19 protein-coding genes and 2 pseudogenes are annotated in these 14,295 nt (G+C 69.5%); 13 read left to right on the top strand and 8 right to left on the bottom strand.

Annotated features, from left to right (window positions below):
- Window positions 1-121 precede the first annotated feature (121 nt).
- Entirely contained in the window at window positions 122-1,600 is a 1,479-nt protein-coding gene (locus tag QQK49_RS11410) for a Na+/H+ antiporter family protein (RefSeq protein ID WP_284304028.1), read from the top strand.
- A gap of 7 nt (window positions 1,601-1,607) precedes the next feature.
- Here QQK49_RS11410 and QQK49_RS11415 read toward each other — a convergent pair whose 3' ends face one another.
- From QQK49_RS11415 to QQK49_RS11425, 3 genes and pseudogenes are all read right to left on the bottom strand, one after another.
- Window positions 1,608-1,988, bottom strand: coding sequence for a VOC family protein (locus QQK49_RS11415; RefSeq protein WP_284304029.1), 381 nt, complete (start codon window positions 1,986-1,988; stop codon window positions 1,608-1,610).
- Between the two features lie 66 nt (window positions 1,989-2,054).
- Window positions 2,055-2,435, bottom strand: coding sequence for a WHG domain-containing protein (locus QQK49_RS11420; RefSeq protein WP_284305892.1), 381 nt, complete (start codon window positions 2,433-2,435; stop codon window positions 2,055-2,057).
- Between the two features lie 194 nt (window positions 2,436-2,629).
- Window positions 2,630-2,767, bottom strand: a pseudogene (locus QQK49_RS11425) (TetR family transcriptional regulator); the annotation flags it as partial.
- Window positions 2,768-2,848: 81 nt separating this feature from the next.
- Between QQK49_RS11425 and QQK49_RS11430 the strand changes: the two are divergent.
- The 5 genes from QQK49_RS11430 to QQK49_RS11450 all read left to right on the top strand — a co-directional run bounded on the left by QQK49_RS11430 (window position 2,849) and on the right by QQK49_RS11450 (window position 4,765).
- Entirely contained in the window at window positions 2,849-3,544 is a 696-nt protein-coding gene (locus QQK49_RS11430) for a DUF899 domain-containing protein (protein ID WP_284304030.1), read from the top strand.
- 178 nt (window positions 3,545-3,722) lie between these two features.
- Complete coding sequence (locus tag QQK49_RS11435) at window positions 3,723-3,872, top strand: SRPBCC family protein (protein WP_284304031.1); 150 nt, start codon at window positions 3,723-3,725, stop codon at window positions 3,870-3,872.
- A 36-nt stretch (window positions 3,873-3,908) separates the two neighbouring features.
- The gene (locus QQK49_RS11440) at window positions 3,909-4,046 is read left to right on the top strand and encodes an SRPBCC family protein (protein WP_284304032.1); all 138 of its coding nucleotides are present in this window, start codon (window positions 3,909-3,911) and stop codon (window positions 4,044-4,046) included.
- 78 nt (window positions 4,047-4,124) lie between these two features.
- Window positions 4,125-4,382, top strand: coding sequence for a type II toxin-antitoxin system Phd/YefM family antitoxin (locus QQK49_RS11445; RefSeq protein WP_284304033.1), 258 nt, complete (start codon window positions 4,125-4,127; stop codon window positions 4,380-4,382).
- The gene (locus QQK49_RS11450; protein WP_284304034.1) at window positions 4,367-4,765 is read left to right on the top strand and encodes a PIN domain-containing protein; all 399 of its coding nucleotides are present in this window, start codon (window positions 4,367-4,369) and stop codon (window positions 4,763-4,765) included. Before QQK49_RS11445 ends, QQK49_RS11450 begins: the two co-directional genes overlap by 16 nt.
- Here QQK49_RS11450 and QQK49_RS11455 read toward each other — a convergent pair.
- Window positions 4,736-5,740 (bottom strand): LysR family transcriptional regulator, encoded by a 1,005-nt coding sequence (locus QQK49_RS11455; RefSeq protein WP_284304035.1) that lies wholly within the window; start codon window positions 5,738-5,740, stop codon window positions 4,736-4,738. The two genes, QQK49_RS11450 and QQK49_RS11455, sit on opposite strands and share 30 nt — an antisense overlap.
- 94 nt (window positions 5,741-5,834) lie before the next feature.
- Between QQK49_RS11455 and QQK49_RS11460 the strand changes: the two genes are divergently transcribed.
- The 4 genes and pseudogenes from QQK49_RS11460 to QQK49_RS11475 all read left to right on the top strand — a co-directional run bounded on the left by QQK49_RS11460 (window position 5,835) and on the right by QQK49_RS11475 (window position 8,850).
- Window positions 5,835-7,046, top strand: a complete 1,212-nt coding sequence (locus QQK49_RS11460; protein WP_284304036.1) for a CitMHS family transporter — start codon at window positions 5,835-5,837, stop codon at window positions 7,044-7,046.
- Entirely contained in the window at window positions 7,043-7,192 is a 150-nt protein-coding gene (locus tag QQK49_RS11465) for a hypothetical protein (RefSeq protein WP_284304037.1), read from the top strand. The genes QQK49_RS11460 and QQK49_RS11465 overlap by 4 nt, the downstream gene beginning before the upstream one ends.
- Before the next feature lie 5 nt (window positions 7,193-7,197).
- Window positions 7,198-8,530, top strand: a pseudogene (locus tag QQK49_RS11470) (acyclic terpene utilization AtuA family protein).
- Entirely contained in the window at window positions 8,527-8,850 is a 324-nt protein-coding gene (locus QQK49_RS11475; protein WP_284304038.1) for an AtuA-related protein, read from the top strand. The pseudogene QQK49_RS11470 and the gene QQK49_RS11475 overlap by 4 nt, the downstream one beginning before the upstream one ends.
- Here QQK49_RS11475 and QQK49_RS11480 read toward each other — a convergent pair.
- Entirely contained in the window at window positions 8,764-9,420 is a 657-nt protein-coding gene (locus tag QQK49_RS11480; protein WP_284304039.1) for a hypothetical protein, read from the bottom strand. The genes QQK49_RS11475 and QQK49_RS11480 overlap by 87 nt on opposite strands.
- On the opposite strand from QQK49_RS11480, the gene QQK49_RS11485 reads away from it, so the two are divergent.
- A complete protein-coding gene (locus tag QQK49_RS11485) occupies window positions 9,413-10,054 on the top strand; it encodes a hypothetical protein (protein ID WP_284304040.1) in 642 nt (213 codons plus the stop codon). The two genes, QQK49_RS11480 and QQK49_RS11485, sit on opposite strands and share 8 nt — an antisense overlap.
- 135 nt (window positions 10,055-10,189) lie before the next feature.
- Here QQK49_RS11485 and egtB read toward each other — a convergent pair whose 3' ends face one another.
- Complete coding sequence (gene egtB, locus QQK49_RS11490) at window positions 10,190-11,431, bottom strand: ergothioneine biosynthesis protein EgtB (RefSeq protein WP_284304041.1); 1,242 nt, start codon at window positions 11,429-11,431, stop codon at window positions 10,190-10,192.
- Window positions 11,432-11,557: 126 nt separating this feature from the next.
- Here egtB and QQK49_RS11495 point away from each other — a divergent pair, with 126 nt between their 5' ends.
- Both QQK49_RS11495 and QQK49_RS11500 read left to right on the top strand, forming a co-directional pair.
- Window positions 11,558-12,082 carry a hypothetical protein gene (locus tag QQK49_RS11495; protein WP_284304042.1) on the top strand — a complete coding sequence of 175 codons (525 nt, stop codon included), beginning with the start codon at window positions 11,558-11,560 and terminating at the stop codon, window positions 12,080-12,082.
- Between the two features lie 116 nt (window positions 12,083-12,198).
- Window positions 12,199-12,933 (top strand): endonuclease/exonuclease/phosphatase family protein, encoded by a 735-nt coding sequence (locus QQK49_RS11500; protein ID WP_284304043.1) that lies wholly within the window; start codon window positions 12,199-12,201, stop codon window positions 12,931-12,933.
- Between the two features lie 175 nt (window positions 12,934-13,108).
- Here QQK49_RS11500 and QQK49_RS11505 read toward each other — a convergent pair whose 3' ends face one another.
- A complete protein-coding gene (locus QQK49_RS11505; protein ID WP_284304044.1) occupies window positions 13,109-13,420 on the bottom strand; it encodes a hypothetical protein in 312 nt (103 codons plus the stop codon).
- Window positions 13,421-13,501: 81 nt separating this feature from the next.
- A complete protein-coding gene (locus QQK49_RS11510; protein WP_284304045.1) occupies window positions 13,502-14,272 on the bottom strand; it encodes a hypothetical protein in 771 nt (256 codons plus the stop codon).
- Window positions 14,273-14,295: the final 23 nt, after the last annotated feature.

The raw sequence follows: 14,295 nt of genomic DNA on the forward strand, positions 1-14,295 counted from the left end.
GTCATGTCGAACGCAGGCTTCGACGGTTCGTTGTCTCCCGTGCTGGGCGATGCCGCCGGCGCGCATCCGTCCTGGTTCACTGAGGGTCCCCTCCGTTCCATCTCCGCACAGGAGCCGATCCATGCCTGCCGCCACAGCCGTCGCCGCCCCCACGGAACGGAAAGGGGGTGACCGGTTCGCGACGCATCGGGTGCTGCCCGCCGCCGTCGCACTGCTCCTCATCTACGGCATCGCCGAGCTCGTCGGGTATCACATCAACGCCGTGGTGCTCACGATCGTCGTGATGATCGCCCTGTGCCTCGCGAAGGTCCCGGTCGCGATCGCCCTCATCAGCGCCGCGATGCTCGGGGCGCTTCACGCGGGGCTCTCGATGGAGGACGCCCTCACCGGCTTCAACGACAACCTCCTCGTCGGAGCCCAGGTCGGCCTCACCTACGTGATGATCGGGGCCTTCGCCGTCGCCCTCGCGCGCAGCGGCCTGCTCGAGATGCTGGCCCGCGCGGTCTCCCGCCGCGTCGGCAGCGACCCGGCTGCCACCGGACGCCGCGTCAAGTGGGGCCTGTTCGCGCTCTTCGTGGTGGCGTCGCTGCTGTCGCAGAACCTCGTGCCGGTGCACATCGCGTTCATCCCGATCCTCATCCCGCCGTTGCTGGGCGTGCTCGACCGGTTGCGCGTCGACCGCCGCGCCGTGGCCTGCATCCTCGCCTGCTCGATCAGCGCCAGCTACCTGCTCATCCCCACCGGCTTCGGCGCGATCTTCCTCAACGAGATCCTTCTCGCCAACATCAACCAGGTCGGCGCCCGCGTCGGGTTGAGCGCCACCGCAGACATGGCTCCCAAGGCGATGTTCCTGCCCGTCATGGGCCTGTTCGCCGGAATGCTCGTCGCCGTCTTCGTCACCTACCGCAAACCGCGCGACTACGGCGCCCCACTCGAGCAGCCCATGACCCCGGAGAACCCCGATGCCGCCACCACGCGCATCGCCCCGCTGCAGCTCATCCTCACGTGCGTCGCCCTCGCGGTGGCGCTGGCGTTCCAGATCATGTTCGACTCGCTGCTGCTCGGCGCGATGGCGGGGTTCCTGATCCTCTCGGTCTCCGGGATCTTCCGCTGGCAGGAGCAGGACGACGTGTTCACCACCGGCCTGCGCATGATGGCCCAGATCGCCGTGATCATCACGATCGCCTCCGGCTTCGCGGGCGTACTGCAGGCCACGGGGGAGGTCGAACCGCTGATCCAGGCGTCGGCCGCGCTCATCGGTGACAACCAGGCCCTCGGCGCGTTCGTCATGCTGTTCGTGGGCCTGTTCATCACCATCGGGTTCGGTGACTCGTTCGCGAGCGTGCCGATTCTCGCCCCCATCTACGTGCCGCTGGCCGTGATGCTCGGGTTCGAACCCCTCGCCGTGATGTCGCTGCTCGGTGCCGCCGCAGCCCTCGGCGACGCCGGCTCGCCCGCCTCCACGATCTCCCTCGGAGCCACGGCCGGCCTCGACGCCGACGGTCGCCACGACCACATCCGCGACACCGTCATCCCCACCTTCCTGCACTGCAACATCGGCATGCTGCTGTTCGCCTGGGCCGCCGCGATGATCCTCTGAGCAGCGCTCACACCCACTGCACGAGCTGCACGATGATCCCGTTCGGGTCTTCGTACTGGCAGAAGCGCTCGCCCCACGGCTCGGTCTCGGGAGGCGTGACCACGGTGGCCCCCTCACGCGCGATCTGCTCGTGGGCGGCGTCGAGGTCGTCGACCACGAACACCAGCAACAGACCCTCCCCGGCGCTGCCCGCCTTGGAGGCGGGCTTGAAGGTGCCGAGCCCTGTCTTGAGGAAGATGACGTTCGAGCCACCCGTCGGATGAGCGAGCGAGACGAAGTCGTCACCGTGCTCCATCTCCGTGACGAATCCGAGGTGATGGCGCAGGAATTCCGCCGAGAGGCGCGGCTCGGGCACGTTGAGGGAGATGGCCGTCTGCGTGATGTTCATCTGATGACGATGCGCCCGATCGGTGTGACGCGCGACCTCAGGCCTCGGGGATCCGCACCGAGCTCGTCAGCCTTGAATCCCCACGATGATGTCGTCGACGACACGCTCGGCGACCGCGCGCACCACCTGCGGCTCCGCCCCACGCAGCGGACCGTGCACCATGAGCTCCGCGCATCCGTGCACGGCCGACCAGCAGGAGAACTCCGCACCGGCTCGCCGCTCGGCGGAGAGAGCGCCGGACGTGACGCAGTCCTCGAGCGCCGCCAGGAGTTCCGCGAACGGCGGGACCTCCTCGAGTCGCGCCTGACCCCCGGCCCGGTGACGGCACCGTCGGAAGGCGAGGCATCGTCGGGCCGGGCCGCTTCTCCGAAGAAGGCGAGTTCGAACCAGCCCGGCTCGTCGACGGCGAACTCGATGTACCCCAGACCCACCCCGCGCAGCCGCCACAGCGCCACCTGGGCCCGCTCCTCCGCCTCGGCCGGGCCAGGCCGCGCGATGTCGGCCGAGGCACCAGCGCCGTCCCCCTGCGCATCGATCCGTGCGCGCATCCTGGTCGCCATGAGTTCCTGGATCTCGCGGCCGAGCGCGCTCATGAGTGCCGCCCGGTCGCGGAAGTGGCGATAGGCGGCCGCCGGGGACACCCCGGCACGGCGGGTCACCTCGCGCAGGGACAGGGCGGACGGCCCTTCTCTGCGGGCGATCTCCAGCCCCTCGGCCACGAGCGCCGCACGCAGGTCGCCGTGGTGGTACGGACCTGATTTCCCGGCCACCCTTGACATCTCCCCTCCGGCAAGTTTACGGTGTTCACACACGGATGTTTCCTGTGTTTACATCCACCGTAGCCCATCTCAGGGAGCATCATGACCACGCAGCAGACCGCCCTCCCACCCGTCGTCGATGCTGCGACCTGGAGGCGCGAGCTCGACGAGCTCCGGGTCCGCGAGAAGGCCGCCACCCGAGAGCTCGACGCGATCGCGGCCCAGCGCCGCCGCCTGCCGATGGTGGCCATGCCCGACTACACCTTGGACTCGAAGGACGGCCCCGTCCGCCTGGCCGACCTGTTCGACGGCCGGTCGCAGTTGATCACCTACCACCACATGTGGTTCCCGGACTCCGAATGGCAGTGCCCTGGCTGCACCGGCTTCACCAGCCAGTTCACCCGCCTGGAGTTCCTGCGCGGCTATGACGCCCGGTTCGTCATCGTCACCCAGGGCCCGATCCAGGAGGCCCTGGCCTACCGCGAGAAGGTGGGCAACGAGATGGAGTGGTACTCCACCGCGGACAGTTCCTTCGGCGCCGACGTCGATGCGCCGCCGAACGGTGGCTTCGCCGTCAACGTATTCCTGCGCGACGGTGATGCCGTGTACCGCACCTGGCACACCGCGGGACGGGGCACCGAACAGCTCTCCCACACCTTCGCCCTCATCGACCTGCTCCCCTGGGGCCGCCAGGAGCAGTGGCAGGACGTGCCGGCCGGATGGCCGCAATCCGAGACCTACGACAAATGGCTCGACTCCCCCGACGTCGCCGCACTCTACGGAAGGAACCCCTCATGACCAGCGAGAACGCACCCGCCGGCGCCACACAGCTCATCGCCGAGCGAACCATCGCCGCCACACCCCCGGCGATCTTCGCCCTGCTCACGGACCCCGCTCGACACCACCACACAGAACCGACGGACTGGGTGCGCGGCAGCCTGGAGGAGTCTCCCCGCCGATCACGGAGGTCGACCAGGTGTTCGGCATCGAGATGTTCCACGTCAACGCCGGCGGCCGGTACGAGATGCACAACCGCGTCACGGTCCTGGACCCGGGCCGAGCCATCGCCTGGGAGCCGTCGCAGTACTCGCCCGAGGGCGTCCTGGAGGGTGGAGGCTGGTTCTGACGGTACGACCTGGAACCGGTGGACGAGGGGACCCGCGTGCGCCTCACCTACGACTGGGCCGCCACCCCGCCGGAGATCGCCGAACAGATCGGCGGTCTGCCGTCGGTCGACACGGCACACCTCGATCGCTCCCTCGCCTCCCTGGCCCAGGCGGTGGAGTCCGGCCGGAGCTGATCGCACCGCCCGTCGAGGCGGCCGGGGATCTCAGTGAGGACCGACGCCCCGAATCTGATTATCAGATATCGTGAGGTCATGAGAACGATCAGCGCCACCGACGCGTCCAGGCAGTTCTCCGACCTGCTCGACGCGATCGAGGCCGGCGAATCCGTCGTCGTGACCCGAGGCAAGCGGCCGATCGCCGAGATCCGGCCGGCGCGCAGACGCGCGGGCCGCGACCTACGCCTCGCCCTCGCGGACATCGCTGCTCCTGACGAGCAGTTCGTCGCAGACATCGAGAGTGCTGTCGCTGCCGTGTCACAGGAGGTGCCCGACCCGTGGCGCGACGCCTGATCCTCGACACCACCATGCTCATCGCCTACGAGAGGGGCCTCGTCGATCAGGCGTCGCTCGACGATGACGACCTGGCCATCGCCTCGCTCACCGTGGCCGAGCACCGGACGGGGATCGAACTCGCCGACACCGTCGATCGCGCTGCTGAACGTGCTCGGGCGCTGGCCGCGATCGAGGAGAACGTGGAGGTTCTCGACTACACCCGGGGAACGGCGGCGCACCACGCACGCCTCATCGCGCACACCCGTCGCACGGGCCGGCCTCGCGGCGCCCACGACCTGATCATCGCGGCCCATGCCGCCGAGACCACCCGGGTGCTGCTCAGCAGTGACGCCGCGGCCCGATTTGGCGACCTACCCGGAGTGATCGCCGAGGAGCCCTGAGGTCGTCCTCGTGGGGCACTCCTCACCCTTCGCGTCACGTGCTCGCCCCACCCACGCACACCCCGCGGGCAGAACAAGCCCACGCTCCCGCGCACCGGTGATCACCTCCAGCAAGGCGAGAGCAGCGCGGGACAACGGCCTCAACGGGTCGCGGACGACCCAGATCTGCCGCGTGAGAACAGGTTCCACGAGCGGGACCAGGTGCGCTCCCGAGAAGCTCGTCAGCGGCCCGACGAGTGCCGGCACCACCGTGACGCCGGCCCCGGCCGCGACGAGACCGGCGACGGAGACGACGCTGCTCGCCTGCGTCGTCCGCCCGAGGCTCACCTCACCGGCCAGGAGCGCGTCGTCGACGAGCGTGCGGATGCTGCTCTGCGCGGTGAACTGCACGAAGTCGCTGCCTGCGAGCTCGGCCCACGCGACGGACTCCCGGCCGACCCACGCATGCCCCGGAGGGCACAGGGCGTAGAACCGATCGGTGGCGATGGGGATCGACACGAGTCGATCAACGTCTGGGGGTCTGCTCGACACGGCGAAATCCACCTCACCGGCGCCGACCATCACCTCCACCTGTCGCGCGAGCCCATCGACGACCGTCAGCGCGACATCCGGCCGCTCCCGGCGATATTCGGCGAGCACCGGCGGCAGCAGGCAGGCCGCCAGCGAGGGCAGAGCAGCCAGTGACACCGAACCGCGCGACCCCTGGAGGTAGCCGTCGAGGTGGGCGAGGGCGCGATCGACCTCGGCGACGGTATGCCTGGCCAGCGCGATGACCTGCTCGCCCTCGGCCGTCGGATGCACCCGCCGGGTCGTGCGCTCCAGCAGCCTGACCCCCACCCGACGCTCCAGCTCGGCCACCGTGCGACTGAGCGAGGACTGTGCGACGTGCAGGCGCGTCGCGGCCGCGGAGAACCCGCCTGCGTCGACCACAGCAAGCAGGACCCGCAGGTGACGGACATCCACATCGATGCTCACAGCGCATGAATCTAGCGGAGATCGATGTTGGACGTGATTGCCATCACCGCTGAATGCTGAGGCATCCCCTCACCGACCTGCCTCAGGGAGCGACATGCTCACACTCGCCGGATTCCTCACCATCGGCGTCATCCTCGCGCTACTGCTGTCCAATCGCGTCGCCGCCGTCGTCGCACTCGCCGGCGTCCCGATCCTCGCCGCCCTCCTCACCGGCTTCTCCCCCACCGAGATCGGCAAGTTCGCCGCCGATGGCATCAAGGGCGTCGCACCGACCGCGACGATGTTCGTCTTCGCCATCGTCTTCTTCGGCGTCATGCGCGACGCGGGCCTGTTCGACCCGATCATCGAACGCATCGTCAAACTCGCCGGTAACGCCCCCGTCACCGTCGCCGTCGCGACGACCGCGCTGGCGATCGTCGCCCACCTCGACGGCGCCGGAGCCACGACCTTCCTCATCGCGATCCCGGCGATGCTGCCGGTGTTCGACCGTCTCGGCATGAGCCGCCTCGTCCTCGCCACGTGCGTCGGAATGGGCGCGGGCGTCATGAATCTGATGCCGTGGGGCGGCCCTACCGCCCGCGCCGCGACGACGACCGGCGTCTCGGCGAACGAACTCTGGTTGCCGCTCATCCCCGCGCAGATCGCCGGCATCGTGACGGTTCTCGTGTTCGCCGCGATTCTCGGACGTCGGGAGCAGCGCCGCATCGCCGCTGCCGGTGGACCATCCGCGTTCACCGGTCCCGTCGACTCCGACGACACCGCAGACGCCACCGCCCCCGCGCCCTCGGGCGAGACCACCGACGCCTCGACCTCCACCCTGCGTCGGCCGCGTTTGTATTGGGTCAATGTCGTGCTGACCCTCGCGACGATCGGGGCGCTCGTGTTCTCTGTCTCGACCCCGGAACTGATCTTCCTCGCGGCCGTCGTCATCGCACTGCTCATCAACTACCCCGGCCTCAAGGTGCAGACCGCCCGTATCGAGGCGCACGCCCACGGGGCGATGCTCATGGCCTCGACTCTGCTCGCGGCCGGTGTCTTCCTCGGCATCCTCGACGAGTCCGGCATGATCGAGGCGATGGCGCAGTCCGCCGCCTCGGTGATCCCGGCCGGTGCGGCGCCCGCACTCCCCTCATCGTCGGCGTGCTCGGCGTGCCGCTGTCGCTGCTCTTCGGCCCCGACGCCTACTACTTCGGAATGCTGCCGGTGCTCATCGGTATCGGCGAGCAGTTCGGCGTCAGTGGCGTCGACATCGCGCAGGCCTCGATCCTCGGCGAGGAGACCGTCGGATTCCCGATCAGCCCGATGACCGGCTCGTTCTACCTGCTGGTCGGCCTGGCCGGCGTCGACATCGGCCGGCACATCCGCCACCTCATCGGGTGGGCGTGGGCCGCCAGCCTGGTCATGCTCGCCGTGGCCGTACTCACCGGGGCGGTGCCGCTGTGGGCCGCGTGACGCCTGTGCGGATCGGCGCCGGCGCCGGGTTCGCCGGCGACCGCATCGACCCCGCAGTCGAACTGGCCGAACGCGCCGAACTGGACTACCTCGTCTTCGAATGCCTCGGCGAGCGCACGGTCGCCCTCGGCCACAAGCGGCGCCGCGAGGACCCGGCCACCGGATTCGACCCCCTGCTCGAGGCCCGGATGCGTGCGGTGCTGCCCGCGTGCCATCGCCAGGGCACGCGAATCATCACGAACTCCGGCTCCGCCAACCCGACGGCCGCCGGCGAGCTCATCGCCCGTGTCGCTACCGAACTCGGCCTCGACGGGCTGCGTATCGCGGTCGTCACCGGCGACGACATCACCCACCTGGTCGCCGACCTCGACCCCATGCTGTGGGAGACCGGTGAGCCGTTGTCGCGCTGGCCGCACCCCCTGATGTCCGCGAACGTCTACATCGGGGCCGAGCCGATCGCCGAAGCCCTCGCCCGCGGCGCAGACGTCGTCGTGACCGGGCGCTGCGCCGACCCCTCCTCTACGTCGGGCCACTGGCCCACGAGTTCGGGTGGGACCTGAGCGATCCCGACATCGCCGGCAAGGGCACGGTCGTCGGTCACCTTCTCGAATGCGCAGGTCAGCTCACAGGCGGGTACTTCGCCGATCCGCTGACGAAGCCGGTCGAGGGGATGGCTCGCTTGGGCTTTCCCTACGCCGAGGTCGCCTCCGACGGCACCGCGATACTGACGAAACCCCCGGAAGCGGCGGCCGCGTCGACACGCAGACGTGCGCCGAGCAGCTGCTCTACGAGGTCGACGACCCGAGGAGCTACCTGACTCCCGACGTCGTCGCCGACTTCTCGGCGGTGCGCTTCGAGCAGCAGGGGGTCGACCGGGTGGCGGTGTCCGGCGCCACCGGGCGCACCCGGCCGGACACCCTCAAGGTCACCCTCGGTTTCGACGAGGGCTGGCAGGGCGAAGGGCAGATCACCTACGCCGGGCCGCGATGCCTGGACCGAGCGCGATGGGCCGGCGAGATCGTCAGCGCACGCCTCGTCGACGTCCACGGCCTGACGCCGGAGCAGATCGACGTCGAGTACATCGGCGCCGGCGCGGCCTTCCGCGGGCTCACCGACCCGAGCGACCCGACCGAGGTGCGGCTGCGCGTGGCCGTCCACACCCCGGACGAACAGCGGGCCAAGGCTGCCGGCTGGGAGGTCGAAGCGCTGTACACGAACGGGCCCACGGGTGGTGGTGGCGCCCGCCGCTCGCACGGCTCGGTCGTCGCGGTGCGCTCGTGCGACATCGCCCGGGACCGCGTGCGTACCACCGTGACGACGATCGGAGCAGACCGATGATCCTCGACGACATCGCGACAGCACGAACCGGCGACAAGGGCGACACGCTCATCCTGGCCCTGTTCCCCCGGGACGGGGCCGCCTACCGGCATGTGACCGAGCACGTCACCCCTGAGCGGATCGCCGCGCACTTCGGCGACGCCGTGACGGGCACGGTCACCCGGGTCGAGATGCCACAACTACCCGGCCTCGTCTACCGCATCCCCGGCGTCCTGGGCGCCGGCGTCACGGCCTCACCCACGCTCGACGGCCACGGCAAGACCCTCAGCTCCTACGCCCTGACCCTCCCCCTCCCCGACCTCGACCACAAGGAGCGATGACGACGATGTCTCGACCGGTCGTGTCAGGGCAGCGCCAGAGGGTCCGGCATCGTGGGACGAGTCAGCACTCCCCCACTCCGCGGCGCCGCGCACGAGCACGATCTCCCGCACGACGTTGTCGACCGCCTCGATGAGGTAGAGACGCCCGTCGCTGCGTTCAGCAGCGATGGTCCCCTCGACGACGTGATCGAACGTGAATTTCTCGAAGTCCTTGCGGCCATCACTGGCGGCGTGAGCGCCAGGCTTCAGGAAATGCTCGATGAGGTAGGTGATCTCAGGGATCGGCGCGTTGGACTTGTCCGCCTCCTGCCAACGCAGATGGGTGCCATCGACACTGGGTGCCCAGTCAACCCAGCGAGGTGTGCGGGAGTCGCGCGTCCCTGATGCAGGTACCGCCCCGGTGGCGAACGCGTGAGCCCTCTCGGCGCGTGGATTCATCGCGGCCGGGTACGGATCGTGGGGATGCAACGCAAACTCCGTCTGCTGGTGGGCACGCAACCACGTCACCTCCTCCTGGCACAGCGACGGTGTGATGGTCAGTGCGCCGAGATAGCGCGTCTGCATGCCCATGGTCGACTCCTGGATCGGTAGGTGGAGCCGTCAGGTCATCACAACCCGAAGCCCACCTCTCCCGGATATCCACAGCGTGTGGAGTGGGCGTCCGAAGACGACCGTCGGTGACGAGGATGCCGGGATGCAGACACAGCGACACGCTCAATTCACACTCGCCACGCCGCCCGTCAGCCTCGCGGCCATCCTCGAAGCCGGCGACGCCCGCCTGGGCCGCACGATCGTCGCCCACGTCGATGAGGAGACGCAGGCACTCCTCGGCGTCCGCACCCTCGACACTCCGACACCGATGACCAGGCATGATCGAACGTCCCGGGATGCGGCCGACCGAACCCAGATGGAGCTGAGCGATCAGCTGAGGGAGATCGCTGAGGACATGGTCCCGGCCCGGACGTGGGTAGGCGGGGGCATCAACCCCATCCCCGGGGAGCTGTACACCGTCGTGTGCCGCGAGGGAAGGGTCATCGACACCCTGGTCGAATGGCAGTTCATGGAGGCCTGGCACTTCAGCAATCACGGAACGGCTGCATTCAGCGCCGATACATACGTCGTGACGCCCCACGGGTGGACTGGAGCCTTGGATCGGCGAGCCGGTCTCGAACCTCGGCTCGACCATGGGACTAGCCTGCTCTGACTGTTGGCACCGGGGGCGTCCGAGGGATTCGATTCCCCCTCGGGCACGGCGCAACACCAGCGCCATCAAGGCATGGATCACCCTAGGCGGTGCCCCGGGATCGGCCTCAAGGGTCGGCGCGAGCGCCCGACGAGGTCACCGGGCCAGGCGCAGCCCGGTGAAGGCCCACGTCGACGCCGCCGGATAGAAGTTGCGGTACGTCGTGCGCTGGTGTCCCGGCGGGGTGACCGCGCTCGCGCCCCGCAGGACGTGCTGGTCGTTCATGAACTTGCCGTTGTACTCGCCGACGGCGCCCTCGACGGGCGCGAACCCGGGGTAGGGCAGGTAGGCGCTGGAGGTCCATTCCCAGACGCCGCCGAGCGTGACGTCGGACGCCGGCGCCGGGTGGCAGCGGTCGGGGTCGAGCAGCGGGCCATCGACGCGCGGCCGGCTCGTCGCCCACGCCTCCCACTCCTGCTCGGTCGGAAGCCGGCAGCCGGCCCAGCGGGCGAACGCGTCGGCCTCGAAGAACGAGACGTGACAGACGGGTTCGGCGGCGATGACCGGGCGGCGTCCCGACAGGGTGAACGTCGTCCACGCGCCGTCGTCCTCCTGCTGCCAGTAGCCGGGCGCCCGCCGGTCGCTGCCCTGCAGGGCGCCCCATCCGTCGGAGAGCCACAGCTCGGGACGGGTGTAGCCGCCGTCGGCGATGAACTCCATCCACTCCCCGTTGGCGACCTGCCGCGAGGCCAGCTCGACGTCCTCGAGCCAGACGCGGTGCCGCGGGCCCTCGTTGTCGTAGGCGAATCCCAGGCCGTCGTGGCCGATCTCGGCGAGGCCGCCGGGCACGTGGGTCCAGGTACAGGGTGCCGTCGGCGAGTGTTCGTCGGGGGCGCGCTCGACGTACACGGGCTGCACGATGTTGCGCGACAGCAGGTGCTTGAGGTCCATGAGCAGCAACTCCTGGTGCTGCTGCTCGTGGTGGCAGCCGAGCTCGACGAGCGCGAGACGGTCGTCGTCGAGCCGGCCCGCCTCGAGGGCGGCGTCGACCTGCTCCTCGACGTCGCGGCGGTAGGCGGCGACCTCGGCGACTCCGGGACGGGTGACGAGGCCACGATCGGGGCGCGGGTGCCGGGCCCCGACGGCCTCGTAATAGCTGTTGAAGAGGAACCGGAACGCCGGATGACGGGGCCGGTAGGCGGGATCGGCGCCGAGCACGAACTCCTCGAAGAACCACGTCGTGTGGGCGCGATGCCACTTGACGGGGCTCGCCTCCGTCATCGACTGCGGGGTCTGGTCCTCGGGGGACAGGTCGCGCGTGAGGCGATCGGTGAGGGTGCGCACCGTGCGGAACGTCTCGAGGAGGTCCGTGTGAGTGCGGGGCGGGGCGGTGGTCATGGTCGTCCTCCATGCGTCTGGGTGACCGGGTGAGTGTCCCGACGGGCTGCGGTCGTTCGAGCTTCGGACGGGACCACGCTACCCATCCGACGCGCGTCATCGGCCCCGTCGAGGGACGCGGGCGGCGTGGTCGTCCAGGGCCCGCAGGATGTCGGGGGAACGCCAGATCATGCCGCGGCTCTTGTCGTCCTGCCGCCCGACGAGGATCCCTGTCCTGACGAGCGCGTCGATGTGACGGTGCACATTGGTGCCCCCCGTCACCTCCTCGGCGAGCCGCGCATCCATGACCGGATGGGCGAACAAGCCGTCGGCCAGACGGCGGGCCGCGGAGTCGGAGCGCAGACCGACCAGTCGCTGCGAGAACTCCTCCCTGATCACGAGCTCTCGCCGCGACGGGTACTGCCCCCTTCTGCGCCGTCCGCCTTCCGCAACCTGGCACCCCTGGTGCTCGGCGAGTCGGGCCGGCGGCTCGGGCAGCAGATGACCCCCGTGCAGGGCAGGGGCGGGGCGGCCCAATCGAAGAACAACACCGACAACATCGACAGGGAGGTCACCGCGCTTCGGCGCTCTGACCTGCGGCGGCGCAGGATCGCGACGATCGACCCGCTCTCCATGTCGTCGGTGTTGTTCTTCATTCGTGTCCACACCTGACCAGGCGAAGGCGAAACAGCTGCGACCGGGCCGGCTCACCATCGGGTGAACGGCCGTGGTGACCGCCGGCGACCGCCCCGCGGGCCGCGGGTGCCCGAACCTCCCAGACTGGGACGGTGATCGGTCTCCTCGCACTCAACGTCGCGTCGCCCTCGCCGGAGGCGGCGCGGGCGCTGCTCGAGTACCTGTGGCACCGCGACGAGCAGGTGTGGGTGCTGTCCGAGCTGACTCGCGGCCGCGGGTCGCGGCTCGTGCTCGATGTGTGTCGCGCCGCCGGACACCGGGTCGCCGCCACGCCGCCCGATCAGAGTGGATCGGCCGGGCGAGGCGTGGCGGTCGTGGTCACCGACCCCGACCTGGAGGTGAACGCCGCAGCCCCCACCGGCCCGCGCCTCGTCGAGGTGGAGGTCGCGGGGCTGCGCGTCCTCGGCGTCTACGGGGCCGCGAGCGACCCGGTGCGCTACTCCGACAAGGCGCAGCGGGCCCGCAAGCGGGCCTGGCTGGAGGATTTCGTCGCCACCGTCGAGCAGGCGACCTCCCGGCCCGGCCCGCTCGTCGTGGCCGGCGACCTCAACATCGTCGACCCCGACGACGTCGACGGCCTGCGCCACGTGCTCCCCGAGGAGCGCGCCGCCTACGACCGCCTCACCGAGATGGGTCTCGACGACGCCTACCGCGCCGCCCACCACGGCTCGCGCGTCACCTGGGTCGACCACTCCGGCGTCGGCTGTCGCTACGACCACGTCTTCACCCGGGACGCGAACGTGCTCGCCGTCGACATCGACGACTCGCCCCGGCTCGCCGCCCACAGCGATCACAGCGCCATCTGGGCGCACCTCGCGCGCGACTGATCCCGGATCGAGCCGCCGGCTCAGGGCGCCGGGCGGTCGACGTCGATCACCGCACCCTGACGAGGTCGCCTCGCCGTCGACGCGCTCGCCGACGCCGGCCTCCCGCGCCCGGTCTGCGCCCAGTCCCGCAGGGATAGAGTCGAGCCACGTCGAAGGTGGCCCGCTCCCCGGCTCCTCAAATGCCGGTGTCCTGCTCCCCTTCTCCAGCCGGTCGCGACGTCGCCCGGACACCCTCTCCCGAAGGAGCCGGAACATGGCCGGCAAGACCACCGTCAAGATCGCCCTCGCCTTCGTCGGCCTCCTCGTGGGTGCGGGATTCTCGACCGGACGCGAAGTCATCCAATACTTCGTGGCCTTCGGCAGCAGCGGATTGTGGGGCATCGTCATCGCCGGTGTCCTCATGACACTGACGGGCGCCGTCATCATCCAACTCGGCAGCTATTTCCTCGCCCAAGAGCATTACACGGTGTTCCGGCACGTGGCGCATCCGGTCGTGTCGCGCTTTCTCGATCTGTCGGTGACGGTCACCTTGTTCGCCATCGGGTTCGTCATGTTCGCGGGAGCGGGATCAACCCTGCAGCAGCAGCACGGATTCCCCGCCTGGGCGGGCGCCGGAATCATGACCGCGCTCGTCATGGCCACCGGACTGCTCGACGTCGACAAGGTGTCCTCGGTCATCTCGGGCGTGACTCCGCTGGTCATCGTGGCCGTGGTGGGCGCTTTCACCTACACGATGCTCAACCTGCCGACGGACCTGTCCGGGTTGGACGCCGCCGCAGCACAGGCCAGCGCGCCGGTGACTCCCTGGTGGCTTTCCGCCCTCAACTACGCCGGCCTGGCTCTCTTGCTGGCCGTGTCCATGTGCCTGGTCATCGGCGGCAACTATCCGAATCTGCGCCAGGCGGCGACAGGTGGGATCGCCGGCGGCCTGCTCTACACGGTGCTGCTCCTGCTGTCCGGCGTCACGCTGTATCTCAATGTCGCGGAGGTCGCCGAGGCCGACATCCCGATGCTCAAACTCATGGCGAGCATCCATCCGATCCTCGGGCACATCATGGTGGTCATCATCTTCGCGATGATCTTCAACACCGCCATCGGAATGTTCTACGCGCTTGGCCGTCGACTGACCGCCGGACGCCCGGGTGGTCATCGCCGGGTCTTCCTCATCACCTGTGTCGCCGGCTATGCCGTGAGCTTCATCGGGTTCGACGCCCTCATGAATTCGGTGTATCCCGCGCTCGGGTACATCGGCATGTTCATGGCCGCCTCCCTCATCGTCGCCTGGGTGAGGCGCCGCGCCACGATCTCCCGCGAATCCCAGGAACAGGACGGTGTCCACGTAGTCATCCCCTCCCGGTGGCG

The organism is Mobilicoccus caccae (assembly GCF_030161635.1).
Lineage (GTDB): Bacteria > Actinomycetota > Actinomycetes > Actinomycetales > Dermatophilaceae > Mobilicoccus > Mobilicoccus caccae.